The sequence below is a fragment of the Streptomyces sp. A1277 genome, assembly GCF_004795015.1.
Lineage (GTDB): Bacteria > Actinomycetota > Actinomycetes > Streptomycetales > Streptomycetaceae > Streptomyces.
In genome coordinates this window covers 1-21,979 of sequence record NZ_SSBI01000012.1, presented here as the reverse complement: position 1 = coordinate 21,979, position 21,979 = coordinate 1, and the positions used below count along the sequence as shown (strand labels likewise).

Here is a 21,979-nt window from a genome sequence, read left to right as displayed (position 1 = left end):
GTCATCCGATGACAGATCACGGACCCGATCTTGTGAACAACTGCGCACTCTCATCCGTCGTTGCAGGCCGGGACCCCGCGGCCCAGAGGGGTCTGCGCCGCGGGGTTCCGGAGGAGGAGCTCCGCCGGCGTGAAGATTCCTGGGGCCGATGCCCTCCTGGACCGGAAACCCGGACACTGGGGATGTGCCTGGGTCGCCTCCCGACGGGTGAGCAGTCTCCGGACGCACCGGAGGAGTTGCTGACGGAGGCGACGTTACGGCCGAGTAACCTGCCCCGCAATACCAGGTCATCAAGTTTTCGCGCGAGAGCGCAAAGCCGTCCGCCCTTTCGCACCGGCTGAGCAAGGCGGCCGGAAAAACTGTCTCCGAGTGACAAGTTCCGCCATCGGCCGGCCTGGGCAGGGTCGGTGCACGGATCGCCGAGAAGCGCTCGGGACCGGCTCGAATACACAAGTGGGAGGCGGAGTTCCGTATATGGTGCCGGTGGTCGGCGGTACGGAGCCCGCGAGGGCGTACGCACGATGTGACAAGAAGGCCGGATCTCGTACTCACCCGGGGAAGAGATGCCCGTCCCGCCCACAGATTCTCATACGGCGGCATTGTGCCCCGGTGTTTCCCGCCAGTAACCTCACGGCTCGGTGAAGGGAATTTCGCCTCGGCACGGCCCGTCGCGATCCCGGCACCCGCATTCCGCATTCCGCATTCCGCGCTCAATTCCGCTGCGCACCGAGCATCTCCGGGTTCACCGGGCCGCCTCGACGGCGGCCGCCTCCCATCGGAAAAAGGGGAAGACATGAGAACTGACTCGAACCGGGTACGTCTGGGGCTGCTGGCCTCCTTCACCGCATTCGCCGCCGTCGCGTCGATGGGTTCGGCCACGGCCGCCACGACGCTGAACGGCAGTTGGGCACCGTTCAGCCGCTGCCCGGTGGACGACCCCGCCATGCTGGCCGCGGACGGAGCGACGGACACCGCCATCTGTGTGTCGTCCCACTCGGCCAGCGGCTCCATCAAGCTCGGCAACACCGAGGTGCCGGTCGGCGCCAGCGACCTCCAGCTCGGCGTGGTCACCCACCCCGGTGGCCTGTCGACCGTGGTCTCCCCGGCGGGCGGCGCGCTCGTCGCGGACTCCGCGAAGGTGCCGGGCGGCCTGCTCGGCCTGATGTGCCCCAGTGGCGTCCCCGTGGTCACCGGCATCTGCAACACACTCAGCGACGTCAACCTGAACCGGGTGACGGCGACCATCGAATCGGTCAACACCCCGACCGGCTTCCAGCTCGTGGCGGGCACGACGACAGGGAAGCCGATCGTCACCCTGCCGGTCCGCATCCACCTGCAGAACCCGCTCCTCGGCGACAAGTGCTACATCGGCTCCTCCTCCGACCCGATCCTGCTCAAGCCGCAGAACCTGACCCAGCCGGCCATCAGCAGCGAGAAGTTCGCCGGCGACGGCACCCTGGACACGACCGGTCCCATGAACCGGCTCAACCTCCTGGGCGCCACCCAGACCGACACGACGTACGCGGTCCCCGGCACCAACGGCTGCGGTCTGCTCGGCGCGCTCAACTGGGCCGTGAACCTGAAGACGGGCCTCCCGTCGGCCTCCGGCAACAACAACGTCACGCTGAACGACGCGCAGACGTACGTGGCGACGATGAACAAGCCGCGTGACGCGGCGCCCAACGCGGGCAAGCTGCTGTCTCAGTACTGGCACTCGGCGGCGCGGTAACCGCCCTCGGGCCCGAAACCCCGAAGGGGCCACTCTCCTTGCGGAGGTGGCCCCTTCGGTGTGCGCCGGTCGGGCAGGGCTTCGGTCAGGGCTTCGAGCCGGGCAGTTCGGGCAGCGGGGGCGGGCAGTACGACCTGGTGGGGTTCGCCGGAACACAGGTCGGGGCCTGGTTCATGAAGACCCGGTTCCCGGGGCCCGAAAGGGAGGCGGTGAAAAGCGGGTTCAGGTCCTCACCACCCGTACCGCAGCCGGTGAAGGGCGGGATGTCGACCTCGCCCTCCAGGACGCCGCCCAGAGCGACGTTGGTGTAATCGGCTCCCCCGTCCAGCGCCACCTTGAACGGCTTCGACGTCCGGCAGTTGCTTCCCACGTCCAACGGAGTGCCGTTGACCTTGACATCGTGGAGGCGCAGCGACTGCTTGAAGTAGGCCGTGGAGAACGCCACCCGACTGGCGCCGGAACCGTAGTTGCCCGTCGAGATGGTGATGGGGCCGTTCTCGAACGAGACCTTCGCCGTCACCGGCTGGAAACCGAAAGTGAGGAAGGTGGATTCGGCGTCCGGAAGGTCCAGGTTGGCGAGCGAATCGATACGGAGGTACGCCCCGCCCGGCTTCTGCGCCGATCGCGACGCCGTGCGCTTGGACGCAAGGACGCTGATGAGCGCCGGGTTGTCGGGATCGTTGATGATCATGGCCCCGTTCAGCTTGTACACGTTGGCCAGACCCAGTGCGTAGGCGCAGCTGAAGGTCCCTCCCGTGGGGAGGTCCGTAGGGATGACGGGATCGCCCGGCGGAGGCTGCGGTGCCTCACTCGCGTCCATCTCCCCCACCGGCGGGTCGACAGGGCAGAAGTCGGTGTCCTCGTCATCGGCGGCCGGCGGTTCCAGCGTGATGTCCTTCCCCTTCACCCGGCCGGAACCGCCCGCCGACGTGGTGGGTGTCTCGGGGGTTCCGGACGGTCCGGTGCCGGAGCCGTCCGTCACGTGCGTGGTCGCCAGATGTCCGTCCTCCCCCTCCTTCAGCCGGCAGGTCAGCGTGGCAAGGGCCGGTGCGGTCTCCTCGGCCGTCGCCGTGGCGGACAGCAGCTCGACCGTGAACTCCCCGACCGAGAAGTCGACGTCGCCCGAGGATCCGAACGTCACGTAAGGGACCTCACCGGAGTGGACGAGCGCTACGTCACCGTCAGCGGGAAGCGAAGTGCTCTGAGCGGTGAGCTCCCAGGGCGCCTCGGCCGACTCGCCGTTCTGGGCGACCTTCACCTTGAGCGCCACCCGGCTCACGACGGCCCCGGTGCCTTCCGGCAACAGCCCGGCGAGATCCGCCCGCGAGAGCGTGAGGGTGAGCGTCACCGGCCCCGGCTGTACGGGCCGGCCCGCCTCGCCGGTCGCCGGGACGTCCACCGATACGCCGACCGTGGCCGCGGCCGCCGTGCCGCTGTCCTCGGGTCCACAGGCCGCCGCGAGGCTGAGGGGCCCAGGACTCTCGTCGGCGGCCGAGCCTCCCCCGGACAACAGCCCGGCGAGCAGGGCGAGACCGGCGACGGAAGCGACCCGCACGGAACGCCCCGCACGGGTCACAGGTATCTGGGTGTGCATATCGGGCCTGTCCTCCACGGGGTGCGATCGGTAGTTCGTACTGCGGTTGCGCCCGAGCGCGCGGCGCCCGAACGAGAAGGCCGGGCCGACCGCGGAAAGGCTCCGCGGTCGGCCCGTACCCGTGTGCTCCTGCGGCCTTACGGCGTGCTGATCACCGGCGACGTGCCCGTCGAGGTCACCTTCACGTGGTACGAGGCGTTGAACGACGCCACGTCGTCGTCGTTGACCAGGCCGAGGCAGTCGGCGTTGGACGCGACCAGCTCGGTGCCCGATCCGTCGATGACCAGGTCACCGGTGCTGTTGTCGTAGTACCCGTACACCTTGCCGGTGAAGTCGGCGCTGCAGGCGAAGCCCTCGATGTGGGCGGAGATGCCGGTGACGTTGCCGTTGACCCGGTTGGCGTTCGAGGAGTTCACACCGGTGACGTTGATCGTCCACGGCGTCGCGGTCATGGTGACGTCGAAGTCGAGCCCGCCTACCGTGCAGTTGGTGAAGCTGATGTTGCCGATGGTGGCCATGTTGGCACCGGTGGAGCTGCTCGCGTTGACGGTGCCCGAGGACACGTCGGAGGAGTCACACTCCAGGTTCGCGAACGGGACGTCCAGCGTGGGGTAGGCGGCGTGGGCGGTGTACGCGCCGCTCGGGGTCGCCGACCACGTGGAGGTGGTGCCGGCGGAAGCCGAGGTCACCGCCATCCCGAGGGCTGCGCTGGCGGCGGTGACGACGATGGCGGCTCTACGTGCAAGGGTGTTCACGGATCCGGTTCCCTTCGAGGGTGTGTGACCGACACCGGGGGCCGCTTCCGGCCGGGTCAGCGGTGCTCCCGGAGCGGGGGGTCACAGGACAGGAATGCGGCAGTCCGGCCTGACCGACTGCTCGACCTCTTGCGTTCGGCGATGACGCTACGGGTGAGTAATGTTGCTCCGCAACACATCGGAACAAAGAATCTCCGTAAACCGCCTTCTCTGTGGAGAATTTGCTGCACCGCGAGTACGGCGCACCGATTTTTTATCGAGAAGTGAGCGGTTTCGCCGGTGCACGGGTGCCGGGCCTTGCTCACCGGATGACGGACCGGCCCCTCGCCTCCGCCCAATGTGCCATGTCACAGCCCTGGGACGCGGCCCCGTCCGGCCCCTGCGGTCCGTGCGCCCCCCGCCCCGGCCGCTGCGCCGGACTGCACCCCCACTGCACCTGTCTGCGCAGTGGAATTCAACGTGAATAGCACACGCGACATTGTCTGCGCGTGCGGGCCACAAACACAGTCGCATTTTCGGAATTCCGTTTCCCGCTCCAGCACCCCACGAGCGCGCCACCATCCCGGCGCGAGCGCCGCACCAGCGGCCGGCCCGCCGATACGTGCCCCCTGCATTTCGTCTTGTCCTGCCTGTGTTCAGGGCCACAGCCTTGGACTATGTTCGGCAGCCGATGTCGGTACGCACCTGACGACGGATGGGAGCGCTCTCCCGTCCGTCCACCCCCCATCGGGCGCCGGAGAGCAAGGGGTCAAAAGGTATGCCGGGAGTTGCACAGCCCTCGGAGCTGGGAGAGCCACTGGGACCGCTGCCGCAGGAGTTCGCCGCGATCGTGCGGCCCGAACTCCCGAGTCTCATCAAGGAGATCGGCCTTGAGGTCACCCGCGCCTACCCCGAGTACGCGCGGCTCCTGGACGGCCCCTACGGCCAGGGCATCCGGGTCGGCGTGGAGCAGAGCATCTCCGTCTTCGTGGACCAGGTGGCCGAGCCGGCCGCGCCCTCCGCGCTGCGCGACGAGATGTGCCGCAGGTTCGGCAGGTTCGAGGCGTACGAGGGGCGCAGCCTGGACCAGTTGCAGGGGGCGTACCGGCTGGGCGCGCGGGTCGCGCTGCGCCGGGCGAAGAAGATCGGCAGGCGCTACAACCTCTCCCCCACGATGATGCTGACCTTCGCCGACGCCCTGTTCTCGTACGTCGATGAGCTCGAAGCCCTGTCGCGCGAGGGGTACTTGGAGGTGAGGTCGGCCTCCGACGACCACACGGACACGCTGCGGCGCAGGCTGCTGCACCTGATCCTCGCGGGCCGGCCGGTGCCCCGCGTCGCCATCGCGGAGCTCAGCGAGCAGACCGGCTGGACCCTGCCCGACGAGGTGACCCTCGTCGCGGTGCGCCCCGCTCCGGATCTCGACCGGCTCGGGATCGACCGGGACATATTGGTGGACTTCAGCGACCCGCAGCCGCACTTACTGATCCCGGGACCGTTCGACGACATGCGAAGACGCATGCTCGAACACGCGCTCCCGGGTGCTCACACGGCCATCGGCCTGACCGTCCCCGCGTCCCTGGCTTCGGACTCGATCCGCTGGGCCCGGCGGGTGCTCGAACTCGTGGACGCCGGCGTCATAGACGATGCACCGGCCATCCTCTGCGAGGACCACCTCATCACCCTGTGGCTGCTCTCCGACCCGGTCCTCCTCGACCAGCTCGCGCGCCGCGAACTCGCCCCGATGGCCAACATCAGCGCCAACCGGCGCGAACGGCTCATCGAAACGCTGCGGATCTGGCTCGACACCCGCGGCACCGCGGCCCAGATGGGCGAGCTGCTCGACGTACATCCCCAGACCGTCCGCTACCGGATGCGCAATCTGGAATCGATCTTCGGTGACCAACTGGTCGATCCGGAGGCCCGGTTCTCGACCGAGACCGTGCTCCGCGCCATGCAGCTTCGGGCCCGCAGCAACGACACACCCATCTGAACAGCGCGACGCGGCCTCGATCGGACGAGTACCTCACGCGAAGTCAACCTACCTGCCGGTAAGGGGAAATAGCCGGTCATTCCCAAACGGTTGCCACACGGAGACGTTCTCAACGAGAAACCCGGAACTGCGTCCCGTTATATGGAGAGGAGCCGGCCGCCCACCCGGCGGCCCGGCACCCGACCTCCTGGCCACCATCGAGAGGGAACCCCCTATGACCGCCTCGCACTTGCTCGTCCCGGTCCCGATCCCGGACCGCATCGCCGCACTCATCGGCTCCTGCATCCCGGCGCACATCCTCCGGGCGGAGTTCGACGCCGCCTGTGCCGCGCGCGAGGTCCGCAGGTTCCGGGGGCCCCGGCTCGGCGTCGAGGACCAGGCCGACCGCGAGCAGGCCCTCTCGGAGCTGGCCCGCGCCAACAAGGTGCTCGCAGCCCACCACCCCCGCCTGGTGGTGCGCCCCGGCAGCCCCTGGTGACTCCGCGACCCCGCACCTCACGCAGTGTCCCGCCGGGCCTTGCGAAGGGGTCGCCGGGCCCTTACCTTACTCAAAAGTAAGTTTACTCCAGAGTAAGGAACTGGCGTGGCCGACAACAGCACCGGCAGGGTCATCGACGAACTGGCCGCCCTCGACTTCGCGGCGGTCTCCCCGCCCGAGTTCGCGCGGATCGTGAAGGGCCTGTCCGCCAAACAGCTCGGCGAGGCCATGCACGGCGAGCTGCGCGCCCGGGTGCTCGGCGAGGTCTTCGGCCGGATGGGGCAGCAGTTCCGCCCGGAAGCGGCCGGCCGGCTCACGGCGCTGATCCGCTGGAAGATCACCGGCGACACGGACGTGGTCTACGAGACCTCGATCGCGGACGGCACCTGCGCCATCAGCGAGGGCCGCTCCGACGCCGAACCGCGCACGACCCTGGTCATGGCGGACGCGGAGTTCCTCAAGCTGGTCTCCGGCAACGCCAACCCCGTGACGATGTTCATGATGCGCAAGCTGAAGGTGGCCGGTGACGTCGGCCTGGCCTCGGGCCTGACCCGCTACTTCGACATCCCGAAGGCGTGAGCCGATGAGCTACTTCTCCCTCGCGCTCACCGAGGAGCAGCAGGACCTGCGCAACTGGGTGCACGGCTTCGCCGCCCAGGTGGTGCGCCCGGCCGCCGCCGAGTGGGACGCCCGTGAGGAGACGCCCTGGCCGGTCATCCAGGAGGCCGCCCGGATCGGCCTCTACGGATTCGAGTCGCTGGCCGACATGTACGGCGACCCGTCGGGGCTCTCCCTCCAGATAGCCAACGAGGAGCTGTTCTGGGGCGACGCCGGCATCGGCATGGCGCTGTTCGGCACCTCGCTCGCCGTCGCCGGGATCTTCGCCTCCGGCACCCCGGACCAGCTCGCCGAGTGGGTGCCCCAGTGCTACGGCGACGAGGACGACCCGAAGGTGGCGGCGTTCTGCGTCTCCGAACCGCAGGCCGGCTCGGACGTCTCCGCGATGACCACGAAGGCCCGTTACGACGAGGCGAAGGACGAGTGGGTGATCTCCGGCCAGAAGGCGTGGATCACCAACGGCGGGATCGCCGAGGTCCATGTGGTCGTCGCCTCGGTCGACCCCTCGCTCGGCGCGCGCGGACAGGCCGCGTTCATCGTGCCGCCCGCCACCAAGGGTCTTGAGGCGAGCCGCACCATCAAGAAGCTCGGCCTGCGCGCCTCGCACACGGCGGACGTCTTCCTGGACGAGGTACGGGTGCCGGGGCACTGCCTGCTCGGCGGAAAGGAGAAGCTGGACGCCCGCCTCGCCCGCGCCCGCGAGGGCGGCACCGCCAAGGGGCAGGCCGCGATGGCCACCTTCGAGGTCAGCCGTCCCACCGTCGGCGCCCAGGCGCTGGGCATCGCGCGGGCCGCGTACGAGTACGCGCTGGAGTACGCCGGACAGCGCGAGGCGTTCGGCCGGACCATCATCGAGAACCAGTCGATCGCGTTCGCCCTGGCCGACCTGCGCACCGAGATCGAGGCCGTGCGGCTGCTGATCTGGCAGGCCGCGTGGATGGCACGCAACGACCGCACCTTCGACGCCGGCCAGGGCTCCATGTCCAAGCTGCGCGCGGGCGAGCTAGCGGTGGCCGCGACGGAGAAGGCCGTCCAGATCCTCGGCGGCGCCGGGTACAGCCGGGAGCATCCGGTCGAGCGGATGTACCGGGACGCCAAGATCTACACGATCTTCGAGGGGACCAGCGAGATCCAGCGCCTGGTCATCGCCCGCGCGATCTCGGGCCGCCACATCCGCTGAGCGGCGGGGGCGGCGGGCGGGCGTCCGGCCGGGACCGCGAGGATGGGCGCGTCCGCCCGCCGTCGCACCCAGGGGGAACGCCATGCCCGCCGCCCCGCGCCCGTCCGTCCTCTTCGTCACCGACCTCGCCTACGAGGCGCGCGGCCGGCGCTACTGCGACGAGGACATCCACCTGACGTCACGGCTGCGCGAGGACTTCGACATCGCGCTGTGCCACCCGCGCGACGCCGCAGCCCTGCTCGACGGGTTCGACGCCGTCGTCGTACGCAACAGCGGCCCGGTGCTGCACTACCAGGAGGCGTACGACGCGTTCCGCGCGCGGGCCCGGGAGCTGGGCGCCCGGGTCTACAACCCGCTGACCGGCCGCGGGGACATGGCGGGCAAGCAGTACCTGGTCGACCTGAGCCGCGCCGGATATCCGGTCATACCCACCGTGGACCGGGCGGCGGACCTGGGGCTGCTGCCTGAGGCCGAGGGCTACGTCGTCAAGCCGAAGCTGGGCGCGGACTCGGTCGGGCTGCGCTTCGTGACGACGCCGGAACCGGACCCCGGCGCGGACGGCGCGCTGTTGATCCAGCCCCGGATCGACTTCCGCTACGAGGTGTCCTTCTACTTCGTGGACCAGGACTTCCAGTACGCGCTGCACGCCCCGCACCCCGAGCGGCGGTGGGTGCTGGAGCCGTACGCGGCGAGCGCGGAGGACCTGGCGTTCGCCCGGTCGTTCGTGGAGTGGAACACGCTCAGCCACGGCCTCCAGCGCGTCGACGCCTGCCGGACGGCGGACGGCGGCCTGCTGCTGGTCGAGCTGGAGGACCTCAATCCATATCTCTCGCTGGACCGGGTAGCCGCCCCCGTACGCGAGGCTTTCGCCGCCCGGATGACGGCGTCGCTGCGGGACCTGCTCGGCTGACACGTCCGGGCGTCCCCCGCATGCGGGTGCCACAGCGCGATGTGAGGGTGCAAAGGTGACCACTGCCAGCGAGACCGCCCCCGCCGTGCAGAGTGCCGCGGCGCCGCCCCTGCTCGATCCCCGCCGCCGCAACATCGTCTTCGCCACGATCGTGCTGGGCATTCTGCTGGCAGCCCTGGACCAGACGATCGTGGGCACCGCGCTGCCCACGATCGTCTCGGACCTCGGGGGCGCCGCCCATATGTCGTGGGTGGTCACCGCCTATCTCCTCGCGGAGACCGTGGCGACGGTGCTGGTCGGCAAGTTCGGCGACCTGTTCGGGCGGAAGATCGTCTTCCAGCTGTCCGCCGTCATCTTCATCACCGGCTCGTTCCTCTGCGGCCTCGCGACCAACATGACGCTGCTGATCGTGTGGCGCGGCCTCCAGGGCATCGGCGCCGGCGGTCTGATGGTCACCTCGATGGCGTTGATCGCCGACGTGATCCCGCTGCGCGACCGGGGCAAGTACCAGGGCGCGATCGGTGCCGTCTTCGGCGTGTCGACCGTGATCGGTCCGCTGCTCGGCGGGCTCTTCACCGACCATCTGACCTGGCGCTGGGCCTTCTACGTCAATGTGCCGATCGCGATCGTGGTGGTCATCGCGGCGGCCCGTACGATCCCGTCCGTCAAGGCGGCCGGGCGGCCGGTCATCGACTACCTGGGCATCGCGATGGTCACCATCGGGGCCAGCGCCCTGATCCTGGCGACGAGCTGGGGCGGCAACCAGTACGCCTGGGGCTCCTCGGTCATCATCGGCCTGTTCGTCCTCGGTCTGGTGGCGCTCGCGGGCTTCTGCCTCGTCGAGTTCCGGGCGAAGGAACCGATGCTGCCGATGCGGCTGTTCGGCAACCCCGTCTTCACTGTCTGCTCGATCCTCAGCTTCATCGTCGGGTTCGCGATGCTCGGTGCGATGATCTTCCTGCCGACGTATCTGCAGTACGTGGACGGCGACTCGGCGACCCTGTCGGGCGTCCGGACCCTGCCGATGGTCGTCGGTCTGCTCGCCGCCTCCATCTTCAGCGGCAACGTGGTCAGCAAGACCGGCCACTACCGGATCTTCCCCGTCATCGGCTCCCTGGTCATGGCGGCAGGGCTGTTCCTGCTCTCCCGGATGGGCCCGGACAGCGGGGTCTGGCTGGAGTCGCTGTACATGGTGGTGCTCGGCATCGGCATCGGGCTCTCCATGCAGGTCCTGACCATCGCGGTGCAGAACACGGTCGACTACGCGGACCTGGGCACGGCGACCTCGGGCGTGACCTTCTTCCGTACGCTCGGCAGCTCCTTCGGCACCGCCGTCTTCGGGACGATCTACGCCAACGCGCTCGGCCCCCACCTGAAGGACGGGATCGCCTCGGCCGCGCGGGCCGGCGGCGACCCCGCCGTCCTGGCGAAGGCATCCCAGAGCCCCGAAGGACTGCACGCCCTGCCCGGCGCCCAGTCGGCGCCGCTGGCCCAGGCGTACGCCGACACCCTGCACACGGTGTTCCTGTGGACGGTGCCCGTCGCGCTGCTCGGATTCGTCGTGGCGCTGTTCCTGAAGCAGGTGAAGCTGCGGGACACGGTACGGGCCGGCTCCACCGACATGGGTGAGGGCTTCGCCTCGCCGAACACCGGGGACTCGGCCCGGCTCCTGGAGTTCTCGGTGGCCAGGGTTCTGGGGCGGGTGGACCCGCAGACGGCGCGGCGGATCGTGGCCGAGTCGGACACCCGGCTCGACATGGCGGGGGCCTGGGCGGTCATGCAGGTCGAGCTGTTCACGCGGATGGTCGGGCACGCGGGGCTCCGGCTGATCGCGGCCCGGCACCGGATTCCGCCGGAGGTCCTGGTGCCGGTCTTCGACCGGATGATCGAGGAGGGTTTCCTCACCGGGGACGGCCATCTGTTCACGCACACCGCGGCCGGCAGCCGCGAGGCCCGGACCATCACCGACGCCTGGGCCCGCTGGCTGCACGAACAGCTCGGCGAGGCCGGCGAGCGCCCCGACGACACCCGGCTGCGCGCCGCGGTCGACGTGATCGCCAAGCGGCTGCTGGCGGAGGACCTGACCCAGGAGCTGTCGCCGTTGGCACCGGCGGGCGCGCCCGTCTGACCGTGTCCCGCGTCGGTCAGACGGCGAAGACGGCGGACTCGTAGACCCAGGCGCCCTCGAACCGGACGAAGCGGCTCTTCTCGTGCAGCGAGCCGGGGTGGCCGCCCGCCGTGTAGTGGGCCCGGAAGGTGACGGTGCCGGTGGTGTGGAAGGCGCTGCCCTCGGTCGTCTCCAGAACCTCCAGGCCCGTCCAGCGCTGGTCGGGGTCGAGGTCGAGGACGTCCGGCCGGTGGTCCGGGTGCCAGGTCCGCAGCAGATACCCGGCGTCCCGGACGACGAAGGCGGCGTACCGCGAACGCATCAGCGCCTCGCACGTCGGCGCCGGGGCGCCCGCGTGCAGCCGGCCGCAGCACTCGGCGTAGGTCGCGGGCAGCCCGCAGGGGCACGGCGAAGCCGCGGTGACCTGGGGGGCGGAGGTGGTGCGGGGGCCCGCGGCGGCCGGGCGCCGGGGGCGGGAGGTGCGTCGGGACATGGGCCCATTGTGACGTGCGGGAGGCCCGGCCCGCCGTGCGGGTCAGGTCAGCAGGAAGTCCGCCTGACCGGCCTTGGCGCCCTGGATGAAGGCGGCGATCTCGTGGTGGCTGTAGATCAGGGCCGGGCCGTCGGGGTCCGCGGACTGGCGCATGGCGATTCTCCCGTCGGCCAGCTTCATGGCCTCGACGCAGTTGCCCCCGTTGCCGCCGCTCCAGGGCTTGTACCAGCCTTCGGAGCCGAGGTCAGCGGCCGGCATCCCGTTGTATATGGGTGTCATCACAGCTCCTTGCGGAAGTCCCGGAGGAGTTCCTTCGTGCGTTGTGCAGTCGCGGCCTGGGCCGCCATGCGGTCCATGACCTCGAGGTAGGAGGCCACCTCCGGGCGCGCGTCGAAGTAGACGGCTCCGGTCAGGTACTCGCTGTAGACCATGTCGGGCAGTTCGGGCACGGCGAACCGGAAGAGCACGAACGGGCCGTACGTCCCCGGGTGGTGGCCGGTGGAGAATTCCGCGATCTGCAGGGTGACATTGGGCATCGCCGTGGCTTCCAGGAGCTTGTCCGCCTGGGCGCGCATGATCTCGGCGCTGCCCACGGGACGGCGCAGGACGGTCTCGTCCATCACCACCCACAGGCGCGGGGCGTCCGGCCGGGTCAGCAGGGACTGCCGCTCCATCCGCAGCGCCACGTGGCGCTCGATGTCCTCGGGCCTCGTCTGGCCGACCGCCCCGGTACGCATCACCGTGCGCGCGTAGTCCCCGGTCTGGAGCAGTCCGGGCACGAAGTGCGGCTCGTACATGCGCAGCAGGCTCGCCGCGCCCTCCAGGCTGACGTACATGCTGAACCAGTCGGGCAGCACGTCGTGGAAGCGCTGCCACCAGCCCGGCCTGTTGGCCTCCTCCGCGAGCTCGACGAAGGCGTCCGCCTCCTCCTCCGGGATCCCGTACGCCTTCAGCAGGACCTGCACATAGGGAATCTTGAGCGCGACCTCGGCGGTCTCCATCCTGCGTATCGTCGCCGGAGCGACGCGCAACACCTTGGCGGCCTGGTCCCGGCTCATGCCGACACGCTCCCGCAGATCCTGCAGACGCTTGCCGAGAACGACCTGGCCCACGGTCGGGGCGGACCGCGGTTCGCTCACTTCAGACCTCCCCATGCGCTGTATGCGTGCAGTGTGCCATGCGTGTCCCGGCAAAGACACAGCCACTCTGGAATTTTCAGAGTGCCCCTTGCCAAGTGTTCTCGACAGGGGGAGAGTTGGTCTGCGAACCAGTTGACCAGTCATGCCCGCGACCTTTTCCGAAGATCGCGAAGCGTGACGCAGCCCCCACTGTGAGGATTCGGTCGTGGCACCTGGCAGTGCGCTCATCCCCCGGCACATGGACCTCAGCCCGGGGACCGAAGCGCTCCGGTACTGCTTCGCGCTGCCCGCGCACCCCGAATCGGTCGCCGGTGCCCGGCGTCTGACGAAGGCCCGGCTCGGTGAGTGGCGCACGGGCGGCGACGCACGTGAGGCGGCGGTCCTGATCGTCTCCGAGCTGGTGACCAACGCCGTGGTCCACACCGCCAGCGCCCAGGTCGTGTGCGAACTGCGGTACCTCGCCGGCGGTCTGCGCATATCCGTACAGGACCAGGGGCACCAGCCCGGTGGGCCGAGACTGGGCCGGGGCGCCGACGACGAGCACGGACGCGGCCTGCTGCTCGTCGACTCGCTGTCGAGCGCCTGGGGCACACACGACGCCCGGGACGGCTCGGGCCGCATCGTCTGGGCAGAACTGCCGCACGGCACGGAGCACTCATGCTGAAGAACGCCATGCACCACCTCCTCGGACACCGCCGCACGCGCGAGCCCGGCCTCTCCCCCGGCCCCGGCCGGGTCCATCTGCCGCTGCCCACGAGCCTCTCGGCGAGCCTGGGCTGCGACGCGGTAGGGGTGCCCGCCCGCTACGGCTTCCGGCTGATGTCCCATCTGCCGCGCACCGGCTGCGTCTTCGCGGACGCCGAGCGCTGGTGGTGGATCGTCCCGGCCGGTTCCGACCTCGACCTGGACTGGCCCGAGCAGGCGGCGTACGCGCGCGGCACCTGCGTGCCGGCCGTTCGGCCCCGGCTGATCCACCAGCCCGACAGCCGTACGCCGTACACACCGCCGATCCCGCTGTTCCTGATGGTCTGCCAGGTGACCGGGGTGACGCCGTCGTGGACGCAGGCGATCGGGCCCCGGGCGGTCTCCGCCCCCTGAGCGGGCCCCGGCGCAGGCTTCTAACGCAGGTACGCCAGCCCCGGGTGGGCCTTCGTGTAGCCGTCGACCAGCCGGTGCGCGACGGAGACCGAGTCCACCAGGGGGTGCAGGGCGAAGGCCCGTACCGCGTCCGCGCGTGACCCGCTCGCCGCCGCGTCCAGCACCGCGCGCTCCACGGCCTTGACCGAGGTGACCAGGCCGACCGCGTGGTACGGCAGCGGGTCGGCGGCGACCGGGTGGGCGCCGTTCGCGTCGACCAGGCACGGCACCTCGATGACGGCGTCCGCGTCGAGCACCGCGAGCGTGGACCGGTTGCGGACGTTGAGGATGAGGGAGGTCCGTTCGTTGCGTGCGACGGCCCGCATCAGGGCGAGTGCGACCTGTTCGTAGCCGCCGGAGTCCAGGTCGCTCTCGTCGCGCTCCCCGGCGCCGGCCACGTCCCGGTTCTCGGACATGTAGGTCGCTTCGCGCTCGGCGCGGGTGCGGTCCCAGGTGGCCAGGGCGGGGGTCGTCGGGTCCTTCATCCGGCCGTAGAACCCCTCCTGCTGCTCCCGCAGGAAGGCGCCCCGGGTCTGCTCCGCCTGCTGGTAGGCGCGGACCGCCTCGCGGTTGAAGTAGTAGTAGTGCAGGTATTCGTTGGGAACCGCGCCCAGCGAGCGCAGCCAGTCGGTGCCAAAGAGCCGGCCCTCCTCGAAGGAGCCGAGCAGTCCGGGGTCGGCCAGCAGGCGCGGGAGTTCGTCCCGGCCCTCGACGTACAGCCCGCGCACCCAGCCCAGGTGGTTGAGGCCGACGTAGTCGATGCGGGCCAGGTCCGGGTCGGCGCCGAGGACCCGGGCGATGCGGCGGCCGAGGCCGACCGGTGAGTCGCAGATGCCGATGACGCGGTCGCCGAGGTGGCGGGACATGGCCTCGGTGACCAGGCCGGCCGGGTTGGTGAAGTTGATGACCCAGGCCCGCGGGGCGAGCCGGGCGATGCGCCGCGCGAGATCGACGGCGACCGGCACGGTCCGCAGCCCGTACGCGATGCCTCCGGCGCCGACCGTCTCCTGGCCGAGGACGCCCTCGGCCAGCGCGACCCGTTCGTCGGCGGCCCGGCCCGCGAGGCCGCCGACCCGGATCGCCGAGAAGACGAAGTCGGCGCCGCGCAGGGCCTCGTCCAGGTCCGTGGTGGCGGCGACGGCGGGCGCGTCCGGGATGCCCTCTGCCTGCTCGGCGAGGACCCGGGCGACGGCGGTGAGCCGGTCGGTGTCCGGGTCGTAGAGGGTGACGGCCGACACGCGGCCCTCGGCGTGGTCGGCGAGCAGCGCCCCGTACACCAGTGGAACCCGGAATCCGCCGCCGCCCAGAATTGTCAGCTTCACGCTTCCGCATGGTACGTGGGCCGGCCCTTCGCCGGGCGCCCCGTCGCCGCCGTCAGTCGCCGTTCCACCAGCGGGTCACGACGCGCCACAGCCGGATGGACGCGCCGGGCCTGCGCTGGCGGGGGACCTGTCCGGCCGCCGCCTCGCCCGTCGTCCCGGTCAGCGCTTCCGCCGATCCGTCGGCCGTGGTGGTCGCCCCGGACGGGCCGGCGGCGGACGGCGCGTGGGCCGGGTCGGCGGGGGCGCGGACCGGGGTCGGCGCGGCGTGCCGTACGGCGGACTGCACCTCCCAGTCCTGGCGGGCCGGGTTGGGCTTGCCCATGGAGGGCGGCTCCCGGTCGTCCTGCGGGGCGCGCGGCGCGAACTCGGCGGGGAGTTCGGCCAGGTGACGGCTCACGAGGTGGCCGACCCAGCGCAGTTCGCTCTCCTCGACCACGAGTTCGAGGTCGGGCAGGCGCATCAGCAGGGCCTCGACGCCGACGTCCGCGATGGCGCGCCCGATGTCCTGCCCCGGGCACTCGTGGGGCCCGCCGCTGAACGCGAGGTGCGCGCGGTTGCCCTCCATGTCGGCGTTGAGGTCGGGACGCACCACCGGGTCGGTGTTGGCCGCTGCGATGCCGACGATCAGGGCGTCGCCGGCCCTGATGCGCTGTCCGCCCAGTTCCGTGTCGCCGACTGCCCAGCGGCCGAGGATGGCGGCGAACGGCGGCTCGTCCCACAGGGTCTGCTCGACCGCCTCGGGCACGGTCATGTGCCCGCCGCTGAGCCGGGCCCGGAAGCGCGGGTCGGTGAGGACCATGCGCAGCACGTTGGCGATCAGGTTGGTGGTCGTTTCGTAGGAGACGATGAGCATGAGCCGCAGGTGCTCGGCCACCTCCTTGTCGTTCATGTCGGCGGGGTGCTCGACGAGCCAGGTGGCGAAGTCGTCCGCGGGTTCCCGGCGGCGGCGCTCGACGAGGCGGTTCAGCGTGTCCACCATGTAGGCGTTGCTCTGGACAGCCGTCGCGGTGCCCCGGATCATGTCGCGGGCGGCCTGGACCATCCGGTCGTTGTACTCCTCCGGCATGCCGAGGATGGCGCACATGACCATCATGGGCAGCCGTTCGGCGAATTCGGCGACCAGGTCGGTGCGGCCCTTGCCGCAGAAGTCGTTGACGAGCCGGTTGCTGTACCGGTTGACGTGGCGTCGGACCCCGCGCGTGTCGATGCGGGCCATGGAGTCGGTGATGGCGCCGCGCTGCCGCTCATGGGTGGCGCCGTCCGCGAAGGCGCAGATCGGCTGCCAGGCGACCTGTGGGGCCAGCGGGTGGTCCGGGGCGATGGTGCCGTCCTGAAGCGCCCGCCAGTGGCGCGAGTCGCGGGAGAACTGCGAGGGCGTACGGGTCATGTGCAGGTTCTCGCTGTGCCCGAGGACCAGCCAGGCGGGCACGTCGCCCTGCAGCAGGACCGGGGCCACCGTGCCGTGCTCGGCGCGCAGCTTCTCGTACAGGCCCCGCGGGTCCTGTTCCGCCTCGGGGCCGTAGAGCCGCCGCAGACCTCCGGGGCCGGGGCCCAGGCCGTGGGCCGGGCATTCGGGGGGCGGGACCGGCCCGGTGTCCCGGCCGTGTTCGTAGGGGAAGGGGGTTGTCACGATCGCTCCAGGGGTCAGGCCGCAACGGGCCGGACGGATGGGGTGCGCGGTGGGGGCGCGCGAACGGGTGCGGGTGGGGTGTGCGGGTCAGCCGAGCGGGAGGGCCAGGCTGTGCAGGTAGCGCATCAGGGTCATCAGCACATCGCGGCTGGAGACGCGCAGCCGGGCGTCGCAGTCGATCATCGGGACCTCGTCGGGCAGGTCCAGGGCGCTGCGCAGCGCCTCGACGGGGTGTTTCGGCGCGTCGGGGAAGGTGTTGATGGCGACGACGAACGGCACGCCGCGCTCCTCCAGGCGCCCGATGACGTCGAAGCTGACTTCGAGCCGGCGGGTGTCGATGAGGACGACGGCGCCGAGCGCGCCTTCGAACAGGCCGTTCCACAGGAACCAGAAGCGTTCCTGGCCGGGGGTGCCGAAGAGATAGAGGATGAGCTCCTCGCTGATGCTGATCCGGCCGAAGTCCATGGCGACGGTGGTGGAGGTCTTGCTCTCCACCCCGTAGTTGTCGTCCACGCCGACGCCGGCCTGCGTCATCGTCTCTTCGGTCGTCAGGGGCCGGATCTCGCTGACGGAGCCGACCATGGTCGTCTTGCCGGCCCCGAACCCTCCGACGATCACGACCTTCACCGCGGCGGTTGCCGTGGTGGGCAGGACGTCCTCGCTGCGGGGGCCCGTGATCGTGTCAGAGTTTCTGAAGTCCATGCATCACCGCTTCGAGGAGGGACCTGTCCGGGAGGGTCGCGCGGACGATCGGGGCACGCGATTCGATCAGCCCGGTAGCGAGGAGTTCGGTGAGGAGCGAGGTCACCACGCTGAACGGCAGGCTGAGGTAGGCGGAGAGTTCCGCGACGGATAACGGGGCATGGCAGAGCCGGAGGATCACTGCCTGCTCGGGCTGGACCGTGGGGGACGGCTCCGACTTCGAGACGATCATCGTGACCAGGTCGAGCGCTGCCCGCTCGCTGCCGTCGGGATCGCCGGTGATGATGTAGAGCCGTTCCGGATCGCTCAGCGCCGGGTCGGCTTCGCGGCGTTCTCGTCGGGGAGCCTTCATACGGCCTGCCCGTCGTGGCGGGGCGGGCTCGTGAGGTGGGCGCCGATCCGTACGACCATGTCGCGCATCCGCGCCCCGACGAGCCCGGCGTCCACCGTCTCGCCCGCGAGAACCGCCAGGTAGGCGCCGGTGCCCGCGGCCATCAGGTAGAAGAAGCCGCCGCTGACCTCGATGACGACGAGTTTCATCCGGCCGTCGCTGTAGGGGATCTCGGAGGCGACGGCCGCCGCCAGGCTCTGCAGTCCGGCGCACGCAGCCGCGAGCCGGTCCGCGACGTCGGGGTCGCCGCCGTGCCGGGCGATGCGCAGCCCGTCCGCGGAGAGCACGACGATCTGGTGGATGTCGGGGACGTCGTCGGCGAGCTCTTTGAGCATCCAGTCCATGTTGCCCCGCTGCTGGATCACTTCAGGTCTCCCTTGTCCCACGCGTCGTCAGAGTCATCGTCCGTCCTGGAGTCCTGGGGCACCCCGTTGGCGGCCTTGGTGAACGCCTCCAGCCAGATCCCGGGCGGCGGTTCCTTGCCGTTGTCCTGGCCGCCTCCGGGGCCGTAGTGGTGGCCGTTGCCGTTGGTCCGGCCCGCGGTGGGGTCGGCGGACTGGGCGGGGAGGTTGTGCGAGCCCAGCGGTGCGCGGCCCCGGCTGCGGCGCTGCGGGAGCCCGCCCGCGGTCCACTCGGTCACGACGGGCACGTCGTCCTCCATGGCGACGGCCGGGGTGACGGGGCGGGGGGCGGGGGCGGAGGCCACGGGTCCGGTGGCGGGCCGGGCGGCCACGGGGCTCGGCTTGCGGCGGTTGCTGCGGGCCGGGACGACGTGCTTCATGTTGTCGAGGTCGATGTCGCTGGTGGGCCGCGAGGTGGCGCCGATGCCGTGGGCGATGCCGGGCGCGGGGCCGGTGGTGATCATGGCGCGGGGCACGATGAGCACGGCCCGCACGCCGCCGTACGCGGACTGCCGCAGCGAGACCTGGAGGTCGTACATCCGGGCGAGCCGGCCGACGACCGCCATGCCGAGGCGGGGGGATTCGCCGAGGTCGTTCATGCTGGACCCGGCCTGCGCCCTGGCGAGCATGTTCTCGGCCCGTGCGCGGGCCTCCTCGCTGAGGCTGACGCCGCCGTCCTCGATCTCGATGGCGATGCCCGTCTGCACCTCGACCGCGGTGACGTGCACCCGGGTCTGCGGCGGCGAGTAGCGGGTGGCGTTGTCGAGGAGTTCGGCGCAGGCGTGGATGAGCGGTTCGACGGCGGTGCCGATGATGGCGACCTTGGCGATCGAGTGCAGATCGACGCGCGGGTACTCCAGGATGCGCGACATGGCGCCGCGCAGCACGCTGAACAGCGGTACGGGCTTGGGCCACTGGCGGCTGGGGCGGGCGCCGCCGAGTACCGCGATGGAGTCGGCGAGGCGGCCGATCAGCGCGGTGCCGTGGTCGATGCGGAGCAGGTCGTCGAAGACGTCGGGGTCGCGCCCGTGGTACTCCTCCATCTCCCGCAGCTCGCTGGCCTGGCGGTGGACGATCGCCTGGACGCGGCGGGCGACGTTGACGAAGGCGCGCTGCGCGGAGTCGCGGGTGGCCTCCTCGTTGTCGATGATGTCCAGCACGGTGTAGACGAGGGCGCGCTGCGCGTCGGGCAGATGGCGGTAGACCGGGTCGGCGTCCACGACGTCCCGCAGCACCTCGTCGGGCGAATTGCCCACGCGCAGACGGTGGATGGCGGCCGGCAGCAGTTCCTTGCTGATCCGTACGGTCTCTTCGTCGTGGTCGGCGATGCGCCGTTCCAGCGCGGTGACGCGCCGCTCGTACTCGGCGCGCCGGCGGCGGATCGTCCGGCCGCGGCGGGCGATCTCCACGGCGAGCGCGGCGACGACGACGGTCGCGAACGCTCCGCACCAGACGACTGGTATCCGCGCGGGCTCGGCAACCAGCGCCGCGGCGGCGGCGGTCGCGCCCGCCATCACGACGACGGGCAGCAACAGGGCGCGGGCGACGGGGGCTTCCCGTTCGGCCGGCGGTGATTCAACACGGACCATCTGAACCTCTGGCGGTTGATTCGGCTGTATTCCGGAGATTCGGCGCCTGTGGGGCAGTTGGGAACAAGCGCTCGAATTCATCTCAACTCGGCTTCACTGTGCGTGAGCTTAGTCAGATCGAATCAGTGCTTCCGCACATTCCTCCAACCCCCTGCGCGAGCGCTCCCGCGGTAATACACTCACGAGTTTTTGCACGCAGTGCCTTCACGCGTGTGCGGGGAGTGACGGCAAGGAGGAATGAGGAAGAATCGCCCCGCAGAGCGACAGATGGGCACATGCGATCGAAGATGCCCGTACGAGTGGTGCCGAAGCGGGGCGCGCGCCTGCCGTGCGCCCTCACGGGTCAGTGGCGTGCGCCGCCGATGCGCCCTTCCAGCTGGACCAGCAGCTCGCTGAGCTGTGCGCTGAGCAGGTCGCGGGACCCGGCGTCGAGGCCGGAGAGCACCGCGCGTTCGTACGCGAGCTGCCGGGGCAGCAGCCCGTCGACCAGCTCGCGTCCCTCGTCGGTGAGGCGCACGTAGGCGACCCTGCGGTCCCGTTCGTCACCGCGGCGGGCGATCAGGCCGCGTTCCTGGAGGACCCTCAGGCGCTTGGTGACGGCGGCCCCGGAGGAGAAGGTCTCCCGGGCCAGTTCGCCGGGGGTCAGCTCGCGGCCGGTACGGCGGACGGCTCCCAGCAGGTCGAACTCGGCACGGGTCAGCCCGGCCGCCCGCAGCGGGGCGTCCTCGGCCTGCTGGAGCAGGGCGGAGCAGCGGTTGATGCGGCCGATGAGCTCCATCGGGCCGGTGTCCAGCTCCGGGTTCACGGCCTGCCACTGCCGTACCACCGAGGCGACGATGTCGTCGGTCACACCGCTCCGTTCTCCTGGGCGGGGACGGTCGGCCCCCGCCGTTTCGCTGTCGCGGCGAGCGTACGGTGTCCGGCCTGCTCGGCGGCGAGCACCGCCTCCTGGGGCAGGTCCCGCTGCCACCACTCACCGGCCGCGGCGTCGTCGGCCTCGCGCAGCTCGACCAGGGAGCCGGTGAGCCTGCGGCGGGCGGCGTCGAGCGCGGCGGGGGCGGGCTCGGGGGCCGCGAGGGTCCGTACCGCCTGGGCGCGGGCCTCTTCGGCGGCGGCCAGCGCGCGTTCGACGCGGCCGGTGGCGCGGCGGTTGGTGACGAGGACTGCGGCGAGGAAGCCGACGGCGGCGCCGATCACGGTGTCCAGGACGCGGTCGCCGATCAGCTCGCCGGCCGGGTGGCTGCCGGCGTACTCCAGGACGAGCAGCGCCATCGGCGTGACGGCGACGGAGCCGAGCCAGTAGTTGCGGGTGATCAGGGCCTCGGCGGCGAAGCCGAAGAGGAGGCAGAAGCCGATGAGGGCCAGCGGGGCGGTCCGGGCGGCCGGGAGGACCGCGGCGAAGACCAGCACGCCGATGAGGTTGCCCAGGGTGCGCTGGAGCGTCCGGTTCCAGGAGAGCGTGACGTTGGCCTGGTAGAGGGAGGCCGCGGTGACGATCGCCCAGTACGGGCGGCCGACGCCCGCGGCCCAGCAGACGTAGCCGGCCAGGGCGCAGCCGACGAGCGTGCGGACGGCGACCGGCAGCAGCGGGGAGCCGGGGGCGAGGCCGCGCAGCAGTGCGCGCGGCGAGCTGCCGCGGGCGGCGCGTTCGGCGTCGACGCCGAAGAGTTCCGCGGCGGTCCCGGGGGCCGCCGGCGGGGCGGGTCGGGCGCCTCCCTGGTGAGGACGTACTCAGCGAGGTTGTGCATGCGCAGCCCTCCGGACGTGGGCGCGAGCGGCGCGCAATAGAGGCTTCCCACCAGGCAGCCGCCCGACGGACGGAGCGTGCCGTC

General features: G+C 70.9%; 21 protein-coding genes and 1 pseudogene. 9 read left to right on the top strand and 13 right to left on the bottom strand.

What is annotated here, in order from left to right; genetic code table 11:
• Positions 1-793: 793 nt before the first annotated feature.
• The gene (locus tag E6R18_RS10460; protein WP_168712316.1) at positions 794-1,729 is read left to right on the top strand and encodes a hypothetical protein; all 936 of its coding nucleotides are present in this window, start codon (positions 794-796) and stop codon (positions 1,727-1,729) included.
• A gap of 85 nt (positions 1,730-1,814) precedes the next feature.
• Here the strand turns inward: E6R18_RS10460 and E6R18_RS10455 are convergent, their stop codons facing one another.
• Positions 1,815-3,284 (bottom strand): DUF6801 domain-containing protein, encoded by a 1,470-nt coding sequence (locus E6R18_RS10455; protein ID WP_240799680.1) that lies wholly within the window; start codon positions 3,282-3,284, stop codon positions 1,815-1,817.
• A 176-nt stretch (positions 3,285-3,460) separates the two neighbouring features.
• Entirely contained in the window at positions 3,461-4,078 is a 618-nt protein-coding gene (locus tag E6R18_RS34790; RefSeq protein ID WP_240799679.1) for a hypothetical protein, read from the bottom strand.
• 757 nt (positions 4,079-4,835) lie between these two features.
• Between E6R18_RS34790 and E6R18_RS10440 the strand changes: the two genes are divergently transcribed.
• The 6 genes from E6R18_RS10440 (at position 4,836) to E6R18_RS10415 (ending at position 11,364) form a co-directional block, all read left to right on the top strand.
• Positions 4,836-6,050 carry a helix-turn-helix domain-containing protein gene (locus tag E6R18_RS10440; protein WP_136316589.1) on the top strand — a complete coding sequence of 405 codons (1,215 nt, stop codon included), beginning with the start codon at positions 4,836-4,838 and terminating at the stop codon, positions 6,048-6,050.
• Between the two features lie 214 nt (positions 6,051-6,264).
• Positions 6,265-6,528 carry a hypothetical protein gene (locus E6R18_RS10435; protein WP_136316588.1) on the top strand — a complete coding sequence of 88 codons (264 nt, stop codon included), beginning with the start codon at positions 6,265-6,267 and terminating at the stop codon, positions 6,526-6,528.
• Positions 6,529-6,633: 105 nt separating this feature from the next.
• Positions 6,634-7,107 (top strand): SCP2 sterol-binding domain-containing protein, encoded by a 474-nt coding sequence (locus tag E6R18_RS10430; protein ID WP_136316587.1) that lies wholly within the window; start codon positions 6,634-6,636, stop codon positions 7,105-7,107.
• 4 nt (positions 7,108-7,111) lie between these two features.
• Positions 7,112-8,326 carry an acyl-CoA dehydrogenase family protein gene (locus tag E6R18_RS10425; RefSeq protein WP_136316586.1) on the top strand — a complete coding sequence of 405 codons (1,215 nt, stop codon included), beginning with the start codon at positions 7,112-7,114 and terminating at the stop codon, positions 8,324-8,326.
• 82 nt (positions 8,327-8,408) lie between these two features.
• A complete protein-coding gene (locus tag E6R18_RS10420) occupies positions 8,409-9,236 on the top strand; it encodes a hypothetical protein (protein ID WP_136316585.1) in 828 nt (275 codons plus the stop codon).
• A gap of 55 nt (positions 9,237-9,291) precedes the next feature.
• Positions 9,292-11,364 carry an MDR family MFS transporter gene (locus E6R18_RS10415; RefSeq protein WP_136316584.1) on the top strand — a complete coding sequence of 691 codons (2,073 nt, stop codon included), beginning with the start codon at positions 9,292-9,294 and terminating at the stop codon, positions 11,362-11,364.
• A gap of 16 nt (positions 11,365-11,380) precedes the next feature.
• Here the strand turns inward: E6R18_RS10415 and E6R18_RS10410 are convergent, their stop codons facing one another.
• The 3 genes from E6R18_RS10410 to E6R18_RS10400 are packed head-to-tail and all read right to left on the bottom strand — an operon-like array spanning position 11,381 to position 12,975.
• Positions 11,381-11,836, bottom strand: a complete 456-nt coding sequence (locus E6R18_RS10410) for a YchJ family metal-binding protein (protein WP_136316583.1) — start codon at positions 11,834-11,836, stop codon at positions 11,381-11,383.
• Between the two features lie 42 nt (positions 11,837-11,878).
• A complete protein-coding gene (locus E6R18_RS10405) occupies positions 11,879-12,115 on the bottom strand; it encodes a DUF397 domain-containing protein (protein ID WP_136316582.1) in 237 nt (78 codons plus the stop codon).
• The gene (locus E6R18_RS10400; protein ID WP_136316581.1) at positions 12,115-12,975 is read right to left on the bottom strand and encodes a helix-turn-helix transcriptional regulator; all 861 of its coding nucleotides are present in this window, start codon (positions 12,973-12,975) and stop codon (positions 12,115-12,117) included. Before E6R18_RS10400 ends, E6R18_RS10405 begins: the two co-directional genes overlap by 1 nt.
• A 205-nt stretch (positions 12,976-13,180) precedes the next feature.
• Between E6R18_RS10400 and E6R18_RS10395 the strand changes: the two genes are divergently transcribed.
• Together E6R18_RS10395 and E6R18_RS10390 are read left to right on the top strand one after the other, a co-directional pair.
• On the top strand, positions 13,181-13,639 hold the full coding sequence (locus E6R18_RS10395; RefSeq protein ID WP_136316580.1) for an ATP-binding protein: 459 nt from the start codon (positions 13,181-13,183) through the stop codon (positions 13,637-13,639).
• Positions 13,633-14,073, top strand: coding sequence for a hypothetical protein (locus E6R18_RS10390; RefSeq protein ID WP_136316579.1), 441 nt, complete (start codon positions 13,633-13,635; stop codon positions 14,071-14,073). Before E6R18_RS10395 ends, E6R18_RS10390 begins: the two co-directional genes overlap by 7 nt.
• Positions 14,074-14,093: 20 nt before the next feature.
• On the opposite strand, the gene E6R18_RS10385 is transcribed toward E6R18_RS10390, so the two are convergent.
• From E6R18_RS10385 to E6R18_RS10350, 8 genes and pseudogenes are all read right to left on the bottom strand, one after another.
• Positions 14,094-15,434: a 6-phospho-beta-glucosidase gene (locus E6R18_RS10385; RefSeq protein WP_136316578.1), complete on the bottom strand. Its 1,341-nt coding sequence runs from the start codon at positions 15,432-15,434 to the stop codon at positions 14,094-14,096.
• A 52-nt stretch (positions 15,435-15,486) separates the two neighbouring features.
• Positions 15,487-17,064 (bottom strand): cytochrome P450, encoded by a 1,578-nt coding sequence (locus E6R18_RS10380; RefSeq protein ID WP_136316577.1) that lies wholly within the window; start codon positions 17,062-17,064, stop codon positions 15,487-15,489.
• 87 nt (positions 17,065-17,151) lie between these two features.
• Entirely contained in the window at positions 17,152-17,766 is a 615-nt protein-coding gene (locus E6R18_RS10375) for an ATP/GTP-binding protein (protein ID WP_136316576.1), read from the bottom strand.
• On the bottom strand, positions 17,747-18,118 hold the full coding sequence (locus E6R18_RS10370; RefSeq protein ID WP_136316575.1) for a DUF742 domain-containing protein: 372 nt from the start codon (positions 18,116-18,118) through the stop codon (positions 17,747-17,749). The genes E6R18_RS10375 and E6R18_RS10370 overlap by 20 nt, the downstream gene beginning before the upstream one ends.
• Complete coding sequence (locus E6R18_RS10365) at positions 18,115-18,522, bottom strand: roadblock/LC7 domain-containing protein (protein ID WP_136316574.1); 408 nt, start codon at positions 18,520-18,522, stop codon at positions 18,115-18,117. The genes E6R18_RS10370 and E6R18_RS10365 overlap by 4 nt, the downstream gene beginning before the upstream one ends.
• Entirely contained in the window at positions 18,519-20,147 is a 1,629-nt protein-coding gene (locus E6R18_RS10360) for an ATP-binding protein (RefSeq protein WP_136316573.1), read from the bottom strand. The genes E6R18_RS10365 and E6R18_RS10360 overlap by 4 nt, the downstream gene beginning before the upstream one ends.
• A 343-nt stretch (positions 20,148-20,490) precedes the next feature.
• Positions 20,491-20,997 (bottom strand): MarR family transcriptional regulator, encoded by a 507-nt coding sequence (locus E6R18_RS10355; protein WP_136316572.1) that lies wholly within the window; start codon positions 20,995-20,997, stop codon positions 20,491-20,493.
• Positions 20,994-21,851: pseudogene (locus E6R18_RS10350) on the bottom strand (FUSC family protein); the annotation flags it as partial. The pseudogene E6R18_RS10350 and the gene E6R18_RS10355, both read right to left, overlap by 4 nt.
• Positions 21,852-21,979 lie beyond the last annotated feature (128 nt).